Below are 18,012 nucleotides of genomic sequence, written 5' to 3'. Positions count from 1 at the left end.
TATAACTTTTCCCGAAAAACTATGCAACATAATCTTGCTTTTTATAAAATTATAAATTTTAATATCCTCATCCATTTTCCAATCAAATCTTAAATAGAAATAATTTTATAATCTGTGCCGAATTATAGATAAAAATTTCCGTAGTCTTTTTATATATTGACAACTCCTAACTTTTCAATTAACATGTTTGATATAAAATTCATTGCATAAATGCAATTGTCAATTTTCATTGCAAATATGCAATACAAATAAAAAAACTAAATATTTGCAACAGGCCTTTTACCTATCAAGCAGGTGCTGCCATTTGGCGGCTTAATAGGGAAAGCGGTGAAAATCCGCTGCAGCCCCCGCTACTGTGAGCACTGACAAGTCCTCAAATAACTTTTGCCACTGGAAGGTGTGGTTCCTCTTTTGGAAGTGGAGCTTGTCTTCTGGGAAGGCCAAAGAGGGCTTTGGATGAGGTGCGAGCCAGGAGACCTGCCTGCTTGAGATGCCTTGTACTGTCTTCGGTGGGAAGAACAGTCAAGGTGGTAAAGACCAAGAAGGGGTATTTTGTCCTTTTTTAGCCCCTTATGTACCTTATTTTTAAAAGCTTTTCTGCCTCTTAAAAAAAGCATTTTAAAAGCACAAGCTTTTTGAAAATGGTAGTGATGGGTCTTTACTGCCTTGACGCAATTTGAGCCTTTTTTGGCGGCAGTAAAGGCCCATTTTGTTTTGGGCATAAGAAAAAATTTTAGTTAGGAGGTTGAAAGTGTAAGATGATTTCAGTTGTTGGTTTTCCAAGAATAGGCCAGAATAGAGAACTTAAAAAATGGGTTGAGAGCTATCTTGACAAAAAGCTTTCAAAAGAAGAGCTTATTCAAAACTCAAAAACCTTGAAAAAGACTCACTGGCAACTTCAAAAAGAGTATGGTGTTGATCTGATACCATCAAATGACTTTTCGTTCTATGACACTTTTTTAGACCATGCAATGCTTGTAGGCTCAATACCCGAGGAATACAAAGCTTTTTTCTCAGATGAGCTTGAGCTCTACTTTGCCCTTGCAAAGGGATATCAAGACCAAAACATTGACCTTAAAGCTTTGCCAATGAAAAAGTGGTTCTTCACCAACTACCATTATCTTGTGCCAGAAATCACTGAAAAGACCAAATTTGAGCTTTCATCGACAAAACCTTTTGATGAATTTGTCGAAGCACTTTCGATAGGAATCAAGACAAAACCGGTGATAATGGGTGCTCTTACTTTTCTGAAGCTTTCCAAAAAATCAAATGTTGATGTGTACGACAAATCTTTCTGGGAAAAGCTGCTTGATGTATATATTCAAATCCTAAAAAGGTTTGAAAATCTCGGTTGTGAGTTTGTTCAGATAGATGAGCCAATACTTGTCACAGACTTAAGTGCAAAAGACATAGATCTTTTTGAAAGTTTCTACCGCAGCCTTCTTCTTCACAAAGGAAAGCTAAAAGTACTTCTTCAGACCTATTTTGGAGATGTCAGAGACTGCTTCGAAAAGATAATATCCCTTGACTTTGACGCAATCGGCCTTGACTTTGTTGATGGAAAGTTCAATTTAGAGCTCATTAAAAAATTTGGTTTTCCACAGGAAAAGCTCCTGGTTGCCGGGGTTGTAAACGGCAGAAATGTGTTTAAAAATAACTACAAAAATACGCTTGAGCTCTTAAATATGCTCTCCTCCTTTGTTGACAAGAAAAACATTGTAATTTCAACATCATGTTCCTTACTCTTTGTGCCATACTCTTTGAAGTTCGAAACACAGCTTGACAGCAATAAAAAGAAGTTTTTAGCGTTTGCTGAGGAAAAGCTAAAAGAGCTGTCTGAGCTAAAGCTTTTATTTTCTCAAGAAAACTTTACTGCAAACAGCATCTATCTTCAAAATGCTCAGCTTTTCGAAGAGCTGAATAAAAACAAACTATCAGATGTCAGCACAGCTGTAAATAATCTTACAGAGGATGATTTTGAAAGAAAACCATGTTTTGAAGAGAGAATCAAGCTTCAAAAAGAGGTTTTAAAGCTCCCACAGCTTCCGACAACAACAATTGGGTCATTCCCACAAACCCAAGATGTAAGGTCCGCTCGAAGCAAACTCAAAAAAGGTGAGATAACATTTGATGAATATGAAAGCTTTATAAAATCCAAAATTGAAAGGGTAATAAAGCTTCAAGAAGAAATCGGGCTTGATGTGCTTGTCCACGGCGAATACGAAAGAAATGACATGGTAGAGTTTTTCGGTGAAAACTTGGAAGGGTTTTTAATTACTCAAAACGGCTGGGTTCAGTCATACGGCACAAGATGTGTAAAACCTCCTATAATATTTTCTGACATTAAAAGAAAAAAATCACTCACTGTGGAATATATAAAATACGCACAAAGCTTGACTTCAAAGCCTGTAAAAGGGATCTTGACAGGACCAGTGACAATCCTCAACTGGTCGTTTGTTCGCGAAGATATTCCATTGAAAGATGTAGCTTTTCAGCTTGCTCTTGCAATAAAAGAAGAGGTTTTGGAGCTTGAAAGAGAAGGTGTAAAGATTATTCAGATTGACGAGGCAGCACTGATTGAAAAGCTTCCGCTCAGGCGCTGCCAGCACAGTGAATATCTATCATGGGCAATAAAGGCATTTAGGCTCACATGTTCAAAGGTAAAACCACAGACGCAAATCCACACGCATATGTGTTACAGCAACTTTGACGAGCTTTTAGACGAAATAGCAAAGATGGATGTGGACGTTATAACTTTTGAGGCAGCTAAATCTGATTTCACCTTGCTTGACAGCATAAACAAAAGTAGTTTAAAAGCAGATGTAGGTCCTGGCGTATTTGACGTGCATTCACCTCGAATTGTATCAAAGGAAGAGATGAAAAAGCTCATTTTAAAGATGATAGAAAAGGTTGGGAAAGACAGGCTGTGGGTGAACCCTGACTGCGGTCTTAAAACCAGAAAGGAAGAAGAAGTTATGCCAACATTGCAAAATATGGTTCTTGCAGTGTGGGAAGTCAGAAATAACTTATAGCAATCCTTCTTTCTCACATAAAAACAAAAGAAGGCTGGGAATGTGCTTTTTGCAAAAGTCCCAGCCTTCTTTTTATACTTTTCTGTACTTTTTCCTAAACTGATTAGGCGTCATATTGCAAAGTTTTGTGAAGCACTTGATGAAATAGTCTGCGTCGTTGTACCCAACTGCCTGCGAGATTTCGTATATTTTCATGTTTGTGGACATCAAAAGCCTTTTTGCCTCTTCAACACGAATTTTTTGCAAATAAGAGTTGAAATACATCCCATAATGCTTTTTGAAAAGCTGACCCAAGTACACAGGATTTAGATAAAACTTTTGCGCAACAGATTTCAATGTCAGGTTCTTGTTATAGTTTTCCTTTATATACTTTTCAAGCTCACTCATGATACCGTTAGATAGGCTAGTTTTCCAATGCCTAAACTTGTTTAGTATCCCTTCACAAAACTTTAGCATACTTTTTTCTATTTCCTCAACGTTTGAAAATCCCAGCCTCAAGCCTGAAAAGTACTCTATCTCATCTTCTAAATTGAGTCCTATCCTACTTAAAATAAGAGCTTATAGATACCACTACAAAGCTCAAATATGTCCTCAAAAAGTCAAGCTGATACCTTCCTTCTTTAATATCCTCCATCATTTCTTTAATTATCTTTTGTAGGTTCTGACTATCTTCTTCGATAGCCAAAATGAGTTTTTTGTCATATTCCTTTGAATACAAAAGCTCTTTTGAATTGGGCAGGCTGCTACTATAAAATGTAATTCCTGTCTGATTGTAAAAAAGTACAAAGTTTAGAGAGTATGCTGCCTCGTAAATGGCATCAAAAAATTGAGTCCATTTTGAAATCTTTCTTGAAAAAGCAAACACAATCTCTGTTGCAAAGTCCACCATCTTTTTTATGCTCTGATATGCCTTTTTTATATCTTCTTCAGAGGTTGCAACTACGTAGTACTTGCCTTCAACCTCTGAAAATTCATACATGAGTCCTTCTTTTTTTAGCTGATCAAAACACTCTTTTATCCTTGACAATATATTTTCTATTCTCTCATCAAGATAGAGACTAAGCCAGCTCGACATTTCTTTAAAATAGACCATTCCAACATAAACTCCATTTTCTATTTTGATGTTACTACTTTCTATCGTTTCTTTAAAGCTTCTCTCAAGTGCAAGCAGGCTTCTGTCTTCTTTAATTAGCTCCTTTTTTTTGAGATTTGATTTCACTTTAAGGAGCGTGTTTACAAGCTCTTCTTCTTCAATGGGCTTTAATATGTAATTTACAACACCATGCTGGATAGCTTTTTTTGCATACTCAAAATCTGCATACCCGCTGATAATTATCACTTCAGGCGGGTTTTTTATCTCCCTTTTAACCTTCTCGATAAGGTCAAGGCCACTTAAAAGCGGAACCTTGATATCGCTGATGAGCACGTCAACCTGCATCTTTTTCATAAACTCAAATGCTGAAATTCCATCTTCTGCCTCTCCGACTATCTCAAACCCAAGTTCTTTCCAGTCAATCAAGTTTTTTAGTCCTTCTCTCATAAATACCTCATCTTCAACTATCAACACTTTGTACAGCATCTTCAAAGTCCCTCTTGTTAGGAATTTTTATCACAACTTTTAATCCCCCAAGCTGGCCTCTTAATATGTCAAAGCTAAAATCTTTGTCATAAAACAGCTCAAGTCTTCTAAAAACATTTTTAAGCCCCACACTACTTGCCTTGTCAGATGAAAGTCCTTTTACAGAACGCAAGAGTTCTGTTATCTTATTATCCTCTAAGCCTTTGCCATTGTCCTCAATGGTTATTGCTATCACATCACATTCTTTGAAAACCTTGACCACAATCCTTCCTTCACCCTTGCTATTTTCTATCCCATGAACACATGCATTCTCAACAAGAGGTTGTATTGTCATCTTGGGTATCTTTATTGATTTTACATCCTCCTCTACATCAATCTCGAATTTTAGCTTTTCCCCAAACCTGTACTTTTGTATCTCAAGGTAATCATAAATAGACGAAATTTCTTCTTCAATTGTTATAAGGTCGTTTTCCCATCTTATGCTTCGTTTTAAAAGCTTTGCAAGAAGTTTTATGGTATTGGCTGTTTCAAACTCTTTTTTGAGCATACTTCTCATGCGGATTGTCTCTAAGGTGTTAAAAAGAAAATGAGGATTTATCTGGCTTTGTAGCGCATTTATCTCTGCTTGTTTCTTCTCCAGCGCCAGTTCTTTTTGTCTTAGCTCATATTTTATTTCCTTTTCAAGAAGCTCTTTTATCTTTTGTGCCATGATATTGAACTCTTCAATAACCTGGCCTATCTCATCTTTGCCGGCCTCAATATTGATGCTTTCAAACTGCTGTTTTCTTGCTTTTTTTATGTGTCTTGCTAAAATCGAGAGTCTATTTACCACCGAATTTACTATTAAAAAGAGTGCAAAAAACGCAAGTGTAAAACATAAAACCACAATTGCAAGATAATTTCTCTGATGTTCAAGCAGCCTTTTTGATATTCCACTATTGTTTGTTGTCACAATATATCTCCAGTTTTCAAAGTAAGGAAGCTCTGTTGATAGAAGCTTTTCAGACACAATTGTTTGATTTTTCTCTTCCTTCAAAATGTCGCTGAGTCTTCCAACCTGATTGTAATACAAAAGGTCACTAAAATATACTGTGTCTTTTTCATCTGCTATAAATATATGACCATCTTTAAACGTGCTCAAAATACTGTTAAGATAAACTCTGTTCAGGTCAATTCTTAAAAACTTTTTAATTGTGCTGTGCTGGTATTTGGGTACATATTGCTCATAAAAGTTGAGATTTAGCACAATAGAAACATACGGCTTTTCATTCTCAAGACCACTTAGCACATAGAGATTTTTACCCTCTTTTTCTCCTTTTTGAAAAAACTTCTTATATTCCTCTGTCAAAAATGCAAGCCCATCTGCATTCAGTATGGTAGGATTGTCACAGTATATGGTTATTTGCGAAATCTGCGGATAGAGTATTCTTGCGTTTTGAAGTATGGGTTTTATGTTCTTCTCGTACGCATCATAAAATTCCTCAACAGATGAGTAACGGTTGTTCACAGTCTCAATTACCCTTGGGTCCGAATATATAGTATACGCAAGATTGATTGCAAGCTCAATGGCTTTCTTGAAATTCGAAATTGTCATATTTGACGCATTTTCAAGCTGGCTGCGGAGCTTATCGTTTATATAAAAATAAATCTGCGAGATAAATTGGCTACTCAAAATCAAAAGTGGAATAAAAACAAATATAAAAAATATGGAAAATATCTTCTTAAACAGAGGAATATCGTTTATAATCTTAATTACTTTGCGCATGAATCTTTCCATCTTCTTTTAAGCTAAGAGAATATTGATTTAATTATAACACACTCTTCTTCACTCTTTTATACTACCAATTGTAAGACCGTGTATGAAATATCTTTGCAGGAACGGATATACAAAAAGTATGGGCAGTGTTGCAACAACTGTCATGGTTGCACGAATAGCAGTTGGTGTTACAGTTCTACCTGATGATGTAAGTGATGCTGAGAAGTCAGGGTTGGTTGATGCAGACTGAACAGACTGTAATATCTTTTGAAGCTCAAATTGCAAAGTAGAAAGCTCTGGCTTGCCGGAGTTATACAGGAATGTATCAAACCATGCATTCCACTGACCAACCGCAACCCAAAGCGTTACAGTTGCTAAAACCGGAAGACAAAGCGGCATAATAATTTGAAAAAGTATCCTGTATTCGCTTGCACCGTCAATCTTGGCTGATTCAATAAGACTTTGAGGAAGTCCGTCTATATAGCTTCTTATCACAATTATATTGAACGCACTTACCATACCAGGCAAAATGTATACCCAGAACGTTCCAACAAGGTGGAGGTTTTTCATAAGAAGGTAGGTGGGAATAAGACCACCGCTAAAATACATTGTAAACACTATAACTTTGGAGATAAACCTTCTGAATATGTAGTCCTTTCGGCTAATTGCGTATGCAACCATCAAACATGAAAGAACATTTGTGAGGCTTCCTATAACAGCTCTCAAAACTGATATGAGGGTTGCATGGTATATGTCAGGATTGCTGAGGATGACTCTATAGTTGTTAAGTGTAAATTTTCTTGGCCACAGATATATTCCACCTCTTATGGAATCAAGCGCATCGTTAAGAGAAATAGCAAGTATATTCCAAAAAGGATAGAGTGTTGCAATCATCACGATTATCATGACTGTGTATACCACAATGTCAATGACTAAATCCTCTGTTGTCCTGTACTTTGCTGATGTCTGCACTTCAAGAACACCTCTCAGTAAAGTTTTTTAAAATACCCTTTCGCCTTCGCCAATTTTAGATGCTATTCTGTTTGCAGTTGTAACCAGAATCAAGCTCACAACTGAGTTGAAAATACCAGCTGCTGTTGCATATGACCATCTTCCACTGCCAATACCATATCTTAAGATGTACGTCTCAAGGATATCTGAATAGTCTAAAGTTGATGGCCTTTGCAAAAGGTACATCTGTTCAAACCCAGCGTTCAAAATCCATCCAACGTTCATGATAAGAAGAATCTTGACAGTTGGTAGAATACCTGGCAAGGTTATATACCATATTCTCTTTAGCCTGCCTGCACCGTCTATGCTTGCAGCCTCATAAAGCTGGGGGTCGATGTTTGTCATTGCAGCCAAGTATATAATTGCGTTCCAGCCCATCTCTTTCCAAACCTCAGTAATTGGTGCAATGAACCAGAAATATTGAGGTTCGCCCAAAAAGTTAATTGGTTCTTTTAGAATATGGAATTTGACAAGAAGTTCGTTTATTATCCCATAGTCAGGTGAAAGCACTGTGTATACAATATTTGCCGCAACAACCCATGAAACAAAGTGTGGAAGGTACGAAATTGTCTGCACTGTCCTTTTAAACAGCATGTTTTTAATCTCATTCAAAAGTATTGCAAACGTAATGGATGACAAAAAGTTAAAAATGAGCTTCAAACAGCTTATGACCAAGGTATTTCTAAGCGCCTGGAAAAAATAAACGTCTGAAAATAGGTCTGCAAAGTTTTTGAATCCAACCCACTCTGAATTTTGAAAACCAAGATAAGGTTTGTAGTCTTTGAAAGCTAGTAGCCAGCCCCACAGTGGAAAGTAGTTAAAAATCAGCACCATAATCAAAAAAGGAAATGTAAGAACAATTAGCTGGCGCTGGTTGTAGATTGTTGCCCAGATTCCTTTCTTAGATGACTGCATCTTCCTTTTCCTCCTTAAAAGCTTGTAGGGTCAATTAAACTAAATACTCACGGAACACCTGTAGAATTAGGTGTTCCGTGAGCTTTAAAATGCTAAACTCTAAAATACCAATTAGTTCCACTCTTTGAGTCTTCTCTGGATCTCTTTTTGTCTAAAGTCGATTACCTTCTTGATAGGAATCTTCTTCATCTTGTTGAGGTATTCATTCCAGATCTTATCGTACTCACCTGGTTTTGCCATTATAGCTTTTGTGATGTACCTTCTTTGCAAGTCATCAGCCTGGTTCTGGATTGCCTGCAGGTCATCTGGAAGCTTGATATCCCAGCCATATCCGTACGGTGAGTTCCATGTTGGTGAGAACAAGTCTTTGAACGACTTAATCTTATAAGCTTTCAAAACTTCCTTTTCATATGGTTTGTACCTCTGCTCTAATGCCTGGTCTGAGTAGTCCCAAGAAATCTTTCCGCTCTTGTCTGAATATGTCCAGTCAAACGGTGGTCTTGGGAATGCAAACCAGATATTTCCGCCAATACCCTGTTTCTTTCTGTAATCTGGACTCATGTAGTTTTGAATCTGTTTTGCATTCTTGTACATCTTACCATTCTTTACATAGTAGTCCTGGCCCTGAATACCCCAGTTGATGAGTTTCAAGATATCCTCGCCAGCCATTCTGTCCAAGAACTTGAACGCTGCAACCGGGTCTTTGCACTTCTTTGTAATTGATATTCCGGCACCTGTTCCCATTGTAACTACGTTGTATCTATCTCTCTTTACACCTTTTTTGAGCACTGGCATTGCAATCGGAATTCTGTCATATAATCCTTGTTTTTCAAGAGAATCTATTGCAGATTGTATCTGCCATCTTTCATCATAAAAACCAACAACCCTACCTGACGAAATCTTTGCTAAGTACTGGTCATAGTTTTGTGAGAACATCTCTTTGTCAAGAAGACCTTCGTTCCACATCTGGTTGAGTATCTTGTAATATGTCTTTGCATATGGCATTGTATAGCTGTCTTTTACAACACCTGTCTTTTCGTCAATAAGCCAGCCACCATCATTTGGATAGCCTTCAAGCCTTAGCGGCTGTTGCATCAGTACATAAATTCTCCAGCTGTCAGTCAGCGCTGTAAAACCTATTGTTGGCTTTCCATTGTATGTTGGATGTTTCTTGACAGCGTCTTTTACGATCTTGAAATATGTGTCAATATCTCTTACAACTGGCCATTTGATCTCTTTCAGAACGTATATAGGCAACCAAAAACCAGCAAATGAATACAGCGGGTCAGATTCTTCTCTGAAAGGTGTGAGATAGTAAATGTGCCCATCCTTTGGATATTTGAGTTTTTTAAGCGCTTTTGCATCATACCACTTTTTGATGTTCTTGCCGTACTTAGCAATGTAATTATCCAGCGGAACTAAAGCTCCTGCTTCAATAAACTTGTTTACAACATTGTGCGCATTGATTAAGTCCGGCAAGTCGCCACTTGCAAGCATGATACCTGCCTTTGTTTCCTCGTCACTGCCGACAATAAACTCAAACTGGAGCCGTACACTTGTGATCTGTTCAACCTTTTTACCAATTGGTGTCTTCCACACATCAACCGGCTCTGCGTTAGAATCACCCCAATAAATCTTAAAAACTATTGGGTTTTTGGACGCTGCTACTGCCTTTGTTGGAGCACTGAAAAACCCCGGAACAATGATGGTCATCAAAAAGGCAATAGCAACCAATAAAGCAACTCTTCTTTTAAACATAATCAATCCTCCTTTTTAGAATGTAATTTTTGTATAGAAAAACTGCAAAACAACTACATGTTCATTATAAAATTTGTGGTGCATATTTAACAACCCGAGAAACTTAATATTTTATACCGCAGATTTTAGATTTTACTTTACCAGTAAATAAACCAATTTCAAGTTTGGAAAACATCACAAAATCAAAAAGGCCAGCAGCCTTGTTCTGCTGCCGGCCTTTTTTTGTATGTTTTTATCATCAATATTTTTGTTATTCCTGGCTCTCTCTTTTGAGAAGGTCAATTATATCCTGAACATAAGCAAAAGCAAGGTTTACAACAGTGTCAGCACCGCCATAGTATATTGCAAGCCTTCCTGTGCTAGCGTCGCAAAGTGTTGCGCATGGAAATGCTACATTTGGAACATCGCCAACACATTCATAATACTCTTGTGGTGAAAGAAGATAAGATTTTGACCTTGCCTTTACAATCCATGGTTTTTCTAAGTCCAAAAGTGCTGCACCAAAGCTGTACACATACCCGTTGCAAGAAAGTAGCACTCCGTGATAAATCAAAAGCCACCCTTCGCTTGTTTCAATTGGTGTTGGCCCTGCACCAATCTTGAGCGACTGCCAAGGTGTGTAGCCTGCTGACATTACATGTCTGTGGCAGCCCCAGTGAATCATATCAGGGCTTTCGCTGTAGAATATGTCACCAAAAGCTGTGTGCCCCGTATCTGATGGGCGGGAAAGCATAGCGTATTTGCCGTTTATCTTTCTTGGGAAAAGTACACCGTTTCTGTTGTATGGCAAAAATGCATTTTCAATCTGATAGAATTTTTCAAAGTCGAATGTATAGCCCACACCAATTGTCGGTCCGTGATAGCCATTACACCATGTGATATAGTATCTATCCTCTATGAAAGTTACTCGTGGGTCGTACTTGTACTCACTTACAAGCGGGTCTCTTGTTTGCTGGATGAAATCTATTGGCTCATCATCAATTTCCCAGTTATAACCATCCTTGCTAAAACCACGTCTGATGTTCATTCTTCTTGCCCTGTCATCTACCCTGAAAACACCTGCAAACCCATCTTTGAACGGAACCACTGCGCTGTTGAAGATGCTGTTTGCATCTTTTGCCTGGTTTCTCTTGATAATTGGGTTGTGTTTAGACCTCCATACAATGTCCTTGCAGTCTTTTGGTCTTTCTTCCCAAGGCATGTTTGGAAGTGATTGCCCTATAATTTTAACATCCATTAGTTCTTTCCTCCTCCATATTTTTTGATTTATGTGAACTTAAAATTTTACCCGACCATGTTAACCAAGTGTTATTTTAAAGCCTTGACCGACTCTCTTATGATAATCCTGCCTTTTATGAGCATTTTGCCATAATGCTTCTCACCCTGCTTTATCTTTTCAACCATCATCTTGGCTGTTCTTCTGCCCATCTCTTCCAAATTCACACGGACTGTAGTAATTTTGGGCTGTGAGAGCACTGCATGGAGACTATCATCAAACCCAACAACTGATACATCATCTGGCACCTTGTACCCACTTGATTTGAGCTTTTCTATTGTAAGATAGGCAGTCTTGTCACAGTTGCAAACAAATGCCGTTGGAAGGTTTTTGGGCAATACAATATCTATGAAATTGTTGTTGTCATCCCTGTCTTTTATTATCCAGTCCTTGTTGAGATCTATCTTGTTCTCCAAAAGCGCCTTGTAAAAGCCCAGGAACCTGTCCTGGATACTGCTTGTTGCGTAGATGTTCCCTACAAACCCAATTTTGGTGTGACCCTGCTCTATTAGCATGTTGGTTATCTCGTATGTTGCGTAAAAGTTGTCTGTGATGACACAGTCAACGTTAAACTTGTCACAGTAAAAGTCTAAAAACACTGTCGGGTAATTGTAACTTAAAATCTTTTGAATATAGTCAAGACTCATCTGACCCAAAATAACAACACCGTCTACCTTCTGTTCCAAAAGCGCGTTGGGGACAGATAGTTCATTTTCATCTGACTGGCTTATAATGTTAAAGGTTGTTGTAAAGCCAAGCTTCTCTAAACTGTTTGAAAGATGCTTGTAAAGGTCTATATAGAAATAGTCGTCTTTGCCATAATACTTTTCTGAAGATATCACACCGATGGAATATGTCAAGTTCTCTCTTAGCATCCTTCCCTTTGCGTTGTAGATGTAACCCATCTCCTGGGCAGTCTTAATGATTTTTTCTTTCAGGGATGAACTAATATCGGGGCTGTCTTTGAGCGCCTTTGACACTGTTACCTTTGAAACACCAAGCTTTTCGGCAATATCTTTCATGGTAACTCTCTTGCCCATTGTACCTTTTTTCCCCTTCAAATAAGGCTTTACAAGCCTTTTCTTTTTTACTTTCTATTATACTTTATTTCTTTGTAACTTTACAGGGTCAAGCTCGCAACTTTTAGTCAACCCTTTTTATTATCTCCAAACACATTCTGCCATTGTGATATGGACACTTCCATTGCTCAACAATTGGCATATCCAAAGCTTCTAAATTCTCATCTACCTTCCACAGCCACTCAGAGTTTTTTCTTTTGTCAACAAGATACTCTTTTATGAACTCCCATGTCTTGATGGCTGCATCTAAATATTTTTCCTCTTTTGTCTTTTGATATGCATTGAAAAATCCAACTACCGTCTCTGCTTCAACCCACCAGATTTTGCTTCTGTCAACTCTGTCCTCTACCTTTTCATTTATAAGGCTTTGCCCATCAAAGGCTTCTTGTAAAGATACTTCTGCAACCTCCAGCGAAAGCTTTTCAACCTGCTTCTTTAACTTCTCATCTTTTAGATACTTGGCAGCTTCGTCCAAAAGCCAGCTTGCCTCAATATCATGTCCATATGATACCATTCTTATGAGTTCGTTCCAGTTATCATCGCAGAATACCTTGAAGTGACCTGTTCCTTTTTTGTAAATCTTGTCAACAAAGAGTCTTACAATCCATTCAAGAACCTCATACACATCTTCAGTTCTCAAAACCCTGTAGAGGTTTGTGTAGCTCTCCAGTACATGAAGATGCGTATTCATTGTCTTTGAGGCAATTACTCCATTTTCGCTCAAAAACCTGTTTTCTTTTTCTTGCCAGTTTCTCTCAAACTGTTCTGTGTATCCATTTTCCCTTTTGCATTTTGTCTCTAAAATCTCGAAAAGCCTCTTTGCCAAATGAAGAGCTTCTTTGTCACCAGATGCTTCATGGTACTCCGAAAGTCCGTATATGCCAAAAGCCTGAACATAAACATGTTTTGTCACATCAACGGGCACACCTTTGTGGGATACATTCCAGAAAAGTCCTTCATACTCTTTGTCCCAAAACTTGTTTTTTAAAAATTCAAACGCATGAAAAGCCAGCTCTTTGCACTTTTCATTTTTCAGCACATTGTAACATGCTGAGAAAAACCACAATATCCTCGAGTTCAAAATGCAACCTTTTTGAGCTTCCCTGTTAACATTGAGATTAAAGTCCATGTATCCATAGTAGCCGCCAAATTCATTATCTTTTAAACCTTGCCAAAATGGTATTATCTTTTCTTCAAGATGAGCTTTTAAATCTTCCTTAAACCTTGTAATATCCATTTTTCACCAGCTCACTTAAAAGTTTAGTAAATAGGTTACTTAATCGTTCACTTTATATTTCTATATTAATTGTTTTTTTATATTCTGTCAATTGTTTTTTAAAAAGGGCTTATCCTAAGCTGTAGCCGGACAAGCCCTTGAAAAAGTCTTATTTATATTTTTGAAAGTCCTACTTGAAAAGAATGGTCAAAACTGCTTTGAGAAGTTCCTGGAAGTTATTATCTAAAAGCCCATCTTCTCTGTGAGCAGGAGTTAATGCAACCACTTTGCCCTTGCCAAAATTGTGCCACCATCCTGCAATTGAACTGCCGTCCTCTGATTCAGAGTAAAGATAGATATTGGTATTGTCTTTGTCGCAAAAAACAAAATAGTGTTCATCCATAATTTCAAAATCAAATTTTTTGCCATCAAGAGTAGCTTCATGTAAAGAATGATATCTCACAAGCTTGTGCTTATCTGGATGAAACTTAAAATATCCTTTTACAAGTTTGCAAAACTCTCCTTCTTCAGGGTATGAGGCAAGCCCTGAGTGCCATACAAAAAGCCTTCCTCCGCTTTCGACATACTCTTTTATTCTCTTTTCCACCTGCTCTGTCATCCAGCACTTTACAATTTCGTCTTGTGGATTTACCCTGTTCTCTGCAGAGATTACAATTGCATCCGGGTTTTGAGAAAGAAACTCCTCAAAGTTTTCAATAGATGCATCTATTATCTCGCAGTTATCTAAAGCAGCATTTGTGGCTTGCTTTAAGGCTTTGAGCAGGTTGTCATGACTGTGGTAAAAATCTCCAACCAAAGCTAAGATTCTTTTCATATTCTTACTCCCCACTTCCCCAAAAATATTTTAAAAGTTCTCTAAAAGCTCTAAGATGAATTTGAGCTTATCTGTGCTATCCATGTAGGCATATCTTCCACCTGTGTAATCCCCTTTTTGAACAACCTCAATTCCTTCTTTTTTAAGATTTTCAATCTTCTCATCCATGTTCTTTACAAATACACCTATATGGTGAATACCCTCACCGTGAGTTTCTAAAAATTCTCTCCATGTAGAAGGATTTTCGTCTGGTTCAATTAACTCAATCTCTACGTTCTTGAAATTTCTAAAAAATGCGAGCTTTGCTCTGGCATTTGTAGGCTTTCCTTTGTACTGTGTATGACTTTTGTCATACTCTTCAGTTACAATTATCTGGGGCATGTCAACACCAAAAAATTCAGCAAAATCTTTTGCTGTCTTTTCTATATCCTTCACAATTATCCCTATTTGTACAATAACGTCTGTACCTAATCTTTCGTTTGCCACTTTCTAATACCCTCCTTATGAAATTGTTTACACAACTATATTGTATCTTAGTTTGTTAAGTTATGGGTATACAAATTTTTAACCTGTTTTTGCACATTTTTGATAAAACAACACTTTACATTTTGTAAATCTAAAACGTTAACAGTTGATTGAAATAGCTTTTTAAAAGAGGTAAAATAATCTTGTAGGCAGACTATGTAAGTTTAAATAAAACATAGAAAGGTCAAAATTTTTAATATAAAATATAAAAAGGAAAGTAGGAATGAAAAATGGAGATAGCAAGTGTAGCAAAAAAAATTATTCAAAATATATCAAAAGTAATTGTTGGAAAAGATGTACAGATTGAGCTTGTAATAACATCTCTCTTTGCAGGTGGGCATGTTCTTTTAGAGGACGTCCCGGGCACAGGAAAAACAATGCTATCAAAGGCTCTTGCAAAATCTATAGATTGCAGTTTCAAAAGAATTCAGTTCACACCAGACCTTCTGCCATCAGATCTGACAGGTATATACTACTTCAACATGAAAATGCAAGAGTTTGAGTTCAGACCAGGTCCAATTTTCACAAATATACTGCTGGCTGATGAAATAAACAGGGCAACTCCGAGAACACAGTCAAGTCTTCTTGAATGCATGGAAGAAAGACAGGTGACAATTGACGGTATCACACATAAGTTAGAAGACCCATTTTTTGTTATTGCTACTCAAAACCCCATTGAAATCCAGGGAACATATCCTCTCCCTGAGGCGCAGCTTGACAGGTTTTTGATAAAGCTCAGTTTAGGATACACAAACAAAGAAGAGACTATCCAGATGCTCACAAGGTTCAGAGAAAAAAATCCTCTCGATAGTATTGAACCTGTGGTAGCCAAGGATGAGGTAATAAAGATTCAGGAAAAGATAAAAGAGGTGTATGTAAACGAAGATATTCTATCTTATATATACGAAATTTGTCAAAGCACAAGAGAACACGAAATGGTTCAGCTTCCTGCAAGTAACAGAAGCTTCATTGCTCTTATGCGTGCATCGCAAAGCCTTGCTGCTGTCCGAGGCTACGATTTTGTTCTTCCTGATTTTGTCAAGTACTTAGCTCCTTTTGTCCTCAGCCACAGGATACTTCTCAAAAATCAATATATAATCAAAAATGCAAAGTCGTCAGATGTGATAAACGAGATACTTGAAAAGGTACCAGTACCAAGTGAGAATTTTGCTTTTTGAAATACAAAACAAGTTCTGAACTCTTTTTATCATGGACATTGTTAAACATTTAACACATATACACAAAAATAAAAAATCCGGCAGCCACCTACTTTCCCGTGCCGTCTCCAGCACAGTATCATCGGCGTTGCGAGGCTTAACTTCCGTGTTCGGAATGGGAACGGGTGTTTCCCTCGCTCTTTCGCCACCGGATTTGTTACCTATATTCATTTTTTAAGCAGCCTCGCAAGTGAATAGGTGGAAAGCTCACTCGGTCAAGCTCCTCGGGCCATTAGTACCGCCTTGCTCAACGCCTCACAGCGCTTACACATGCGGCCTATCTACCTGGTAGTCTCCCAGGACCCTTACCACCTCATCGGTGTGGGGTATCTCATCTTGGGGTGGGCTTCACGCTTAGATGCTTTCAGCGTTTATCCCATCCGGACTTGGCTTCCCAGCCGTGCACCTGGCGGTACAACTGGTAAACCAGCGGTCCGTCCAACCCGGTCCTCTCGTACTAGGGTCAGCTCCCCTCAAATACCCTGCGCCCGCGGCGGATAAGGACCGAACTGTCTCACGACGTTCTGAACCCAGCTCACGTACCGCTTTAATGGGCGAACAGCCCAACCCTTGGGACCTACTTCAGCCCCAGGATGCGATGAGCCGACATCGAGGTGCCAAACCTCCCCGTCGATGTGGACTCTCGGGGGAGATCAGCCTGTTATCCCCGGGGTAACTTTTATCCGTTGAGCGACGGCTCTCCCACTTGAAACCGCCGGATCACTAAGCCCGACTTTCGTCCCTGCTCGGCTTGTCAGCCTCACAGTCAAGCCACCTTACCGCCTTTGCACTCCTACCGCACGATTTCCATCCGTGCTGAGGTGACCTTTGGGCGCCTCCGTTACCTTTTAGGAGGCGACCGCCCCAGTCAAACTGCCCACCTGACAGTGTCCCATCACTCGGTTCAGAGTGTCTGGTTAGTGCTCCAGTGCACCCAGAGTGGTATCCCACCGTCGGCTCCATGGAGGCTGGCGCCCCCACTTCTCAGCCTCCCACCTATCCTGTACAAGGCACACCAAAACACAGTGCCAGGCTGCAGTAAAGCTCCACGGGGTCTTTCTGTCCAACCGCGGGTAACCAGCGTCTTCACTGGTACCACAATTTCGCCGGGCACACCGCCAAGACAGCGCCCAAGTCGTTACGCCATTCGTGCGGGTCGGAACTTACCCGACAAGGAATTTCGCTACCTTAGGACCGTTATAGTTACGGCCGCCGTTCACTGGGGCTTCGGTTCGGAGCTTTTAACCCCTCCCCTTAACCTTCCAGCACCGGGCAGGCGTCAGCCCCTATACCTCGCCTTTCGGCTTGGCAGAGACCTGTGTTTTTGATAAACAGTCGCTTGGGCCTATTCCCTGCGACCTAAGGCTTTCACCTTAGGCACCCCTTCTCCCGAAGTTACGGGGTCAGTTTGCCGAGTTCCTTAGCGGTGCTTCACCCGTCCGTCTGTGGATACTCTCCTCGCCCACCTGTGTCGGTTTCCAGTACGGGCACCTGCCTTCGCCTACGCGACGCTTTTCTTGGCAGTGTGAAGCTCAGCACTTCGCCTACTTTAATTTCGGCTCCCCATCACGGCTCATGGTTACCGCGCGCGCGGATTTGCCTACGCACGCCCACTCGCCGCTTGGCCGGGGTATACCAACTCCCCGGTTGCCTGCTCCTCCTGCGTCCCGCCTCGTAGGGTATCCTCCGGCAGGTGGCTCAGGATTATCAACCTGATACCCATCAGCTACGCCTTTCGGCCTCGCCTTAGGCCCCGGCTAACTCTGGGCGGATTCGCCTTCCCCAGAAACCCTTGGGCTTCCGACGGGCAGGC

General features: G+C 39.5%; 13 protein-coding genes, 2 rRNA genes and 1 riboswitch (1 of these 16 running past the window's edge). Of the genes, 2 read left to right on the top strand and 13 right to left on the bottom strand.

Annotated features, from left to right (window positions below; translation table 11 throughout):
* Positions 1–275 precede the first annotated feature (275 nt).
* Positions 276–499: riboswitch (cobalamin riboswitch) on the top strand.
* 259 nt (positions 500–758) lie between these two features.
* Positions 759–3,032 (top strand): 5-methyltetrahydropteroyltriglutamate--homocysteine S-methyltransferase, encoded by a 2,274-nt coding sequence (metE, locus tag CALHY_RS01475; RefSeq protein ID WP_013402248.1) that lies wholly within the window; start codon positions 759–761, stop codon positions 3,030–3,032.
* Between the two features lie 72 nt (positions 3,033–3,104).
* Here metE and CALHY_RS13820 read toward each other — a convergent pair whose 3' ends face one another.
* From CALHY_RS13820 to CALHY_RS01425, 11 genes are all read right to left on the bottom strand, one after another.
* Positions 3,105–3,488: a helix-turn-helix domain-containing protein gene (locus tag CALHY_RS13820; protein WP_238524559.1), complete on the bottom strand. Its 384-nt coding sequence runs from the start codon at positions 3,486–3,488 to the stop codon at positions 3,105–3,107.
* 85 nt (positions 3,489–3,573) lie between these two features.
* Entirely contained in the window at positions 3,574–4,611 is a 1,038-nt protein-coding gene (locus tag CALHY_RS01470; protein WP_238524558.1) for a response regulator, read from the bottom strand.
* Entirely contained in the window at positions 4,586–6,376 is a 1,791-nt protein-coding gene (locus CALHY_RS01465; RefSeq protein ID WP_013402247.1) for a sensor histidine kinase, read from the bottom strand. The genes CALHY_RS01470 and CALHY_RS01465 overlap by 26 nt, the downstream gene beginning before the upstream one ends.
* Positions 6,377–6,436: 60 nt before the next feature.
* On the bottom strand, positions 6,437–7,339 hold the full coding sequence (locus CALHY_RS01460) for a carbohydrate ABC transporter permease (protein WP_013402246.1): 903 nt from the start codon (positions 7,337–7,339) through the stop codon (positions 6,437–6,439).
* A 27-nt stretch (positions 7,340–7,366) separates the two neighbouring features.
* Positions 7,367–8,293 (bottom strand): ABC transporter permease, encoded by a 927-nt coding sequence (locus CALHY_RS01455; protein WP_013402245.1) that lies wholly within the window; start codon positions 8,291–8,293, stop codon positions 7,367–7,369.
* 111 nt (positions 8,294–8,404) lie between these two features.
* Positions 8,405–10,051 carry an ABC transporter substrate-binding protein gene (locus tag CALHY_RS01450; RefSeq protein WP_013402244.1) on the bottom strand — a complete coding sequence of 549 codons (1,647 nt, stop codon included), beginning with the start codon at positions 10,049–10,051 and terminating at the stop codon, positions 8,405–8,407.
* A 250-nt stretch (positions 10,052–10,301) separates the two neighbouring features.
* A complete protein-coding gene (locus CALHY_RS01445; RefSeq protein WP_013402243.1) occupies positions 10,302–11,288 on the bottom strand; it encodes a glycoside hydrolase family 130 protein in 987 nt (328 codons plus the stop codon).
* A 71-nt stretch (positions 11,289–11,359) separates the two neighbouring features.
* The gene (locus tag CALHY_RS01440) at positions 11,360–12,367 is read right to left on the bottom strand and encodes a substrate-binding domain-containing protein (RefSeq protein WP_013402242.1); all 1,008 of its coding nucleotides are present in this window, start codon (positions 12,365–12,367) and stop codon (positions 11,360–11,362) included.
* A gap of 103 nt (positions 12,368–12,470) precedes the next feature.
* Positions 12,471–13,643: an AGE family epimerase/isomerase gene (locus tag CALHY_RS01435; RefSeq protein ID WP_013402241.1), complete on the bottom strand. Its 1,173-nt coding sequence runs from the start codon at positions 13,641–13,643 to the stop codon at positions 12,471–12,473.
* A 169-nt stretch (positions 13,644–13,812) separates the two neighbouring features.
* Entirely contained in the window at positions 13,813–14,457 is a 645-nt protein-coding gene (locus tag CALHY_RS01430) for a ThuA domain-containing protein (RefSeq protein ID WP_013402240.1), read from the bottom strand.
* A gap of 30 nt (positions 14,458–14,487) precedes the next feature.
* The gene (locus CALHY_RS01425; protein ID WP_013402239.1) at positions 14,488–14,943 is read right to left on the bottom strand and encodes a VOC family protein; all 456 of its coding nucleotides are present in this window, start codon (positions 14,941–14,943) and stop codon (positions 14,488–14,490) included.
* Between the two features lie 269 nt (positions 14,944–15,212).
* Here CALHY_RS01425 and CALHY_RS01420 point away from each other — a divergent pair, with 269 nt between their 5' ends.
* Positions 15,213–16,160 (top strand): AAA family ATPase, encoded by a 948-nt coding sequence (locus CALHY_RS01420; RefSeq protein WP_013402238.1) that lies wholly within the window; start codon positions 15,213–15,215, stop codon positions 16,158–16,160.
* A 75-nt stretch (positions 16,161–16,235) separates the two neighbouring features.
* Here the strand turns inward: CALHY_RS01420 and rrf are convergent.
* Positions 16,236–16,352 (bottom strand): 5S ribosomal RNA (gene rrf / locus CALHY_RS01415).
* 58 nt (positions 16,353–16,410) lie between these two features.
* Positions 16,411–18,012, bottom strand: a 23S ribosomal RNA gene (locus CALHY_RS01410) (it continues 1,351 nt past the right edge of the window).

It is taken from the genome of Caldicellulosiruptor hydrothermalis 108 (genome assembly GCF_000166355.1).
Lineage (GTDB): Bacteria > Bacillota > Thermoanaerobacteria > Caldicellulosiruptorales > Caldicellulosiruptoraceae > Caldicellulosiruptor > Caldicellulosiruptor hydrothermalis.
Note: the sequence above shows the minus strand (reverse complement) of the source record. Positions and strands in the feature narration are given on the sequence as shown.

Excerpts from the sequence above, each read along its gene's own strand:
- CALHY_RS01440 (WP_013402242.1), bottom strand. The coding sequence starts at position 12,367 with ATGGGCAAGAGAGTTACCATGAAAGATATTGCCGAAAAGCTTGGTGTT.
- CALHY_RS01445 (WP_013402243.1), bottom strand. The coding sequence starts at position 11,288 with ATGGATGTTAAAATTATAGGGCAATCACTTCCAAACATGCCTTGGGAA.
- CALHY_RS01420 (WP_013402238.1), top strand. The coding sequence starts at position 15,213 with ATGGAGATAGCAAGTGTAGCAAAAAAAATTATTCAAAATATATCAAAA.
- CALHY_RS01455 (WP_013402245.1), bottom strand. The coding sequence starts at position 8,293 with ATGCAGTCATCTAAGAAAGGAATCTGGGCAACAATCTACAACCAGCGC.
- CALHY_RS01435 (WP_013402241.1), bottom strand. The coding sequence starts at position 13,643 with ATGGATATTACAAGGTTTAAGGAAGATTTAAAAGCTCATCTTGAAGAA.
- CALHY_RS13820 (WP_238524559.1), bottom strand. The coding sequence starts at position 3,488 with ATGCTAAAGTTTTGTGAAGGGATACTAAACAAGTTTAGGCATTGGAAA.
- metE (WP_013402248.1), top strand. The coding sequence starts at position 759 with ATGATTTCAGTTGTTGGTTTTCCAAGAATAGGCCAGAATAGAGAACTT.
- CALHY_RS01470 (WP_238524558.1), bottom strand. The coding sequence starts at position 4,611 with ATGCTGTACAAAGTGTTGATAGTTGAAGATGAGGTATTTATGAGAGAA.
- CALHY_RS01450 (WP_013402244.1), bottom strand. The coding sequence starts at position 10,051 with ATGTTTAAAAGAAGAGTTGCTTTATTGGTTGCTATTGCCTTTTTGATG.
- CALHY_RS01430 (WP_013402240.1), bottom strand. The coding sequence starts at position 14,457 with ATGAAAAGAATCTTAGCTTTGGTTGGAGATTTTTACCACAGTCATGAC.
- CALHY_RS01465 (WP_013402247.1), bottom strand. The coding sequence starts at position 6,376 with ATGCGCAAAGTAATTAAGATTATAAACGATATTCCTCTGTTTAAGAAG.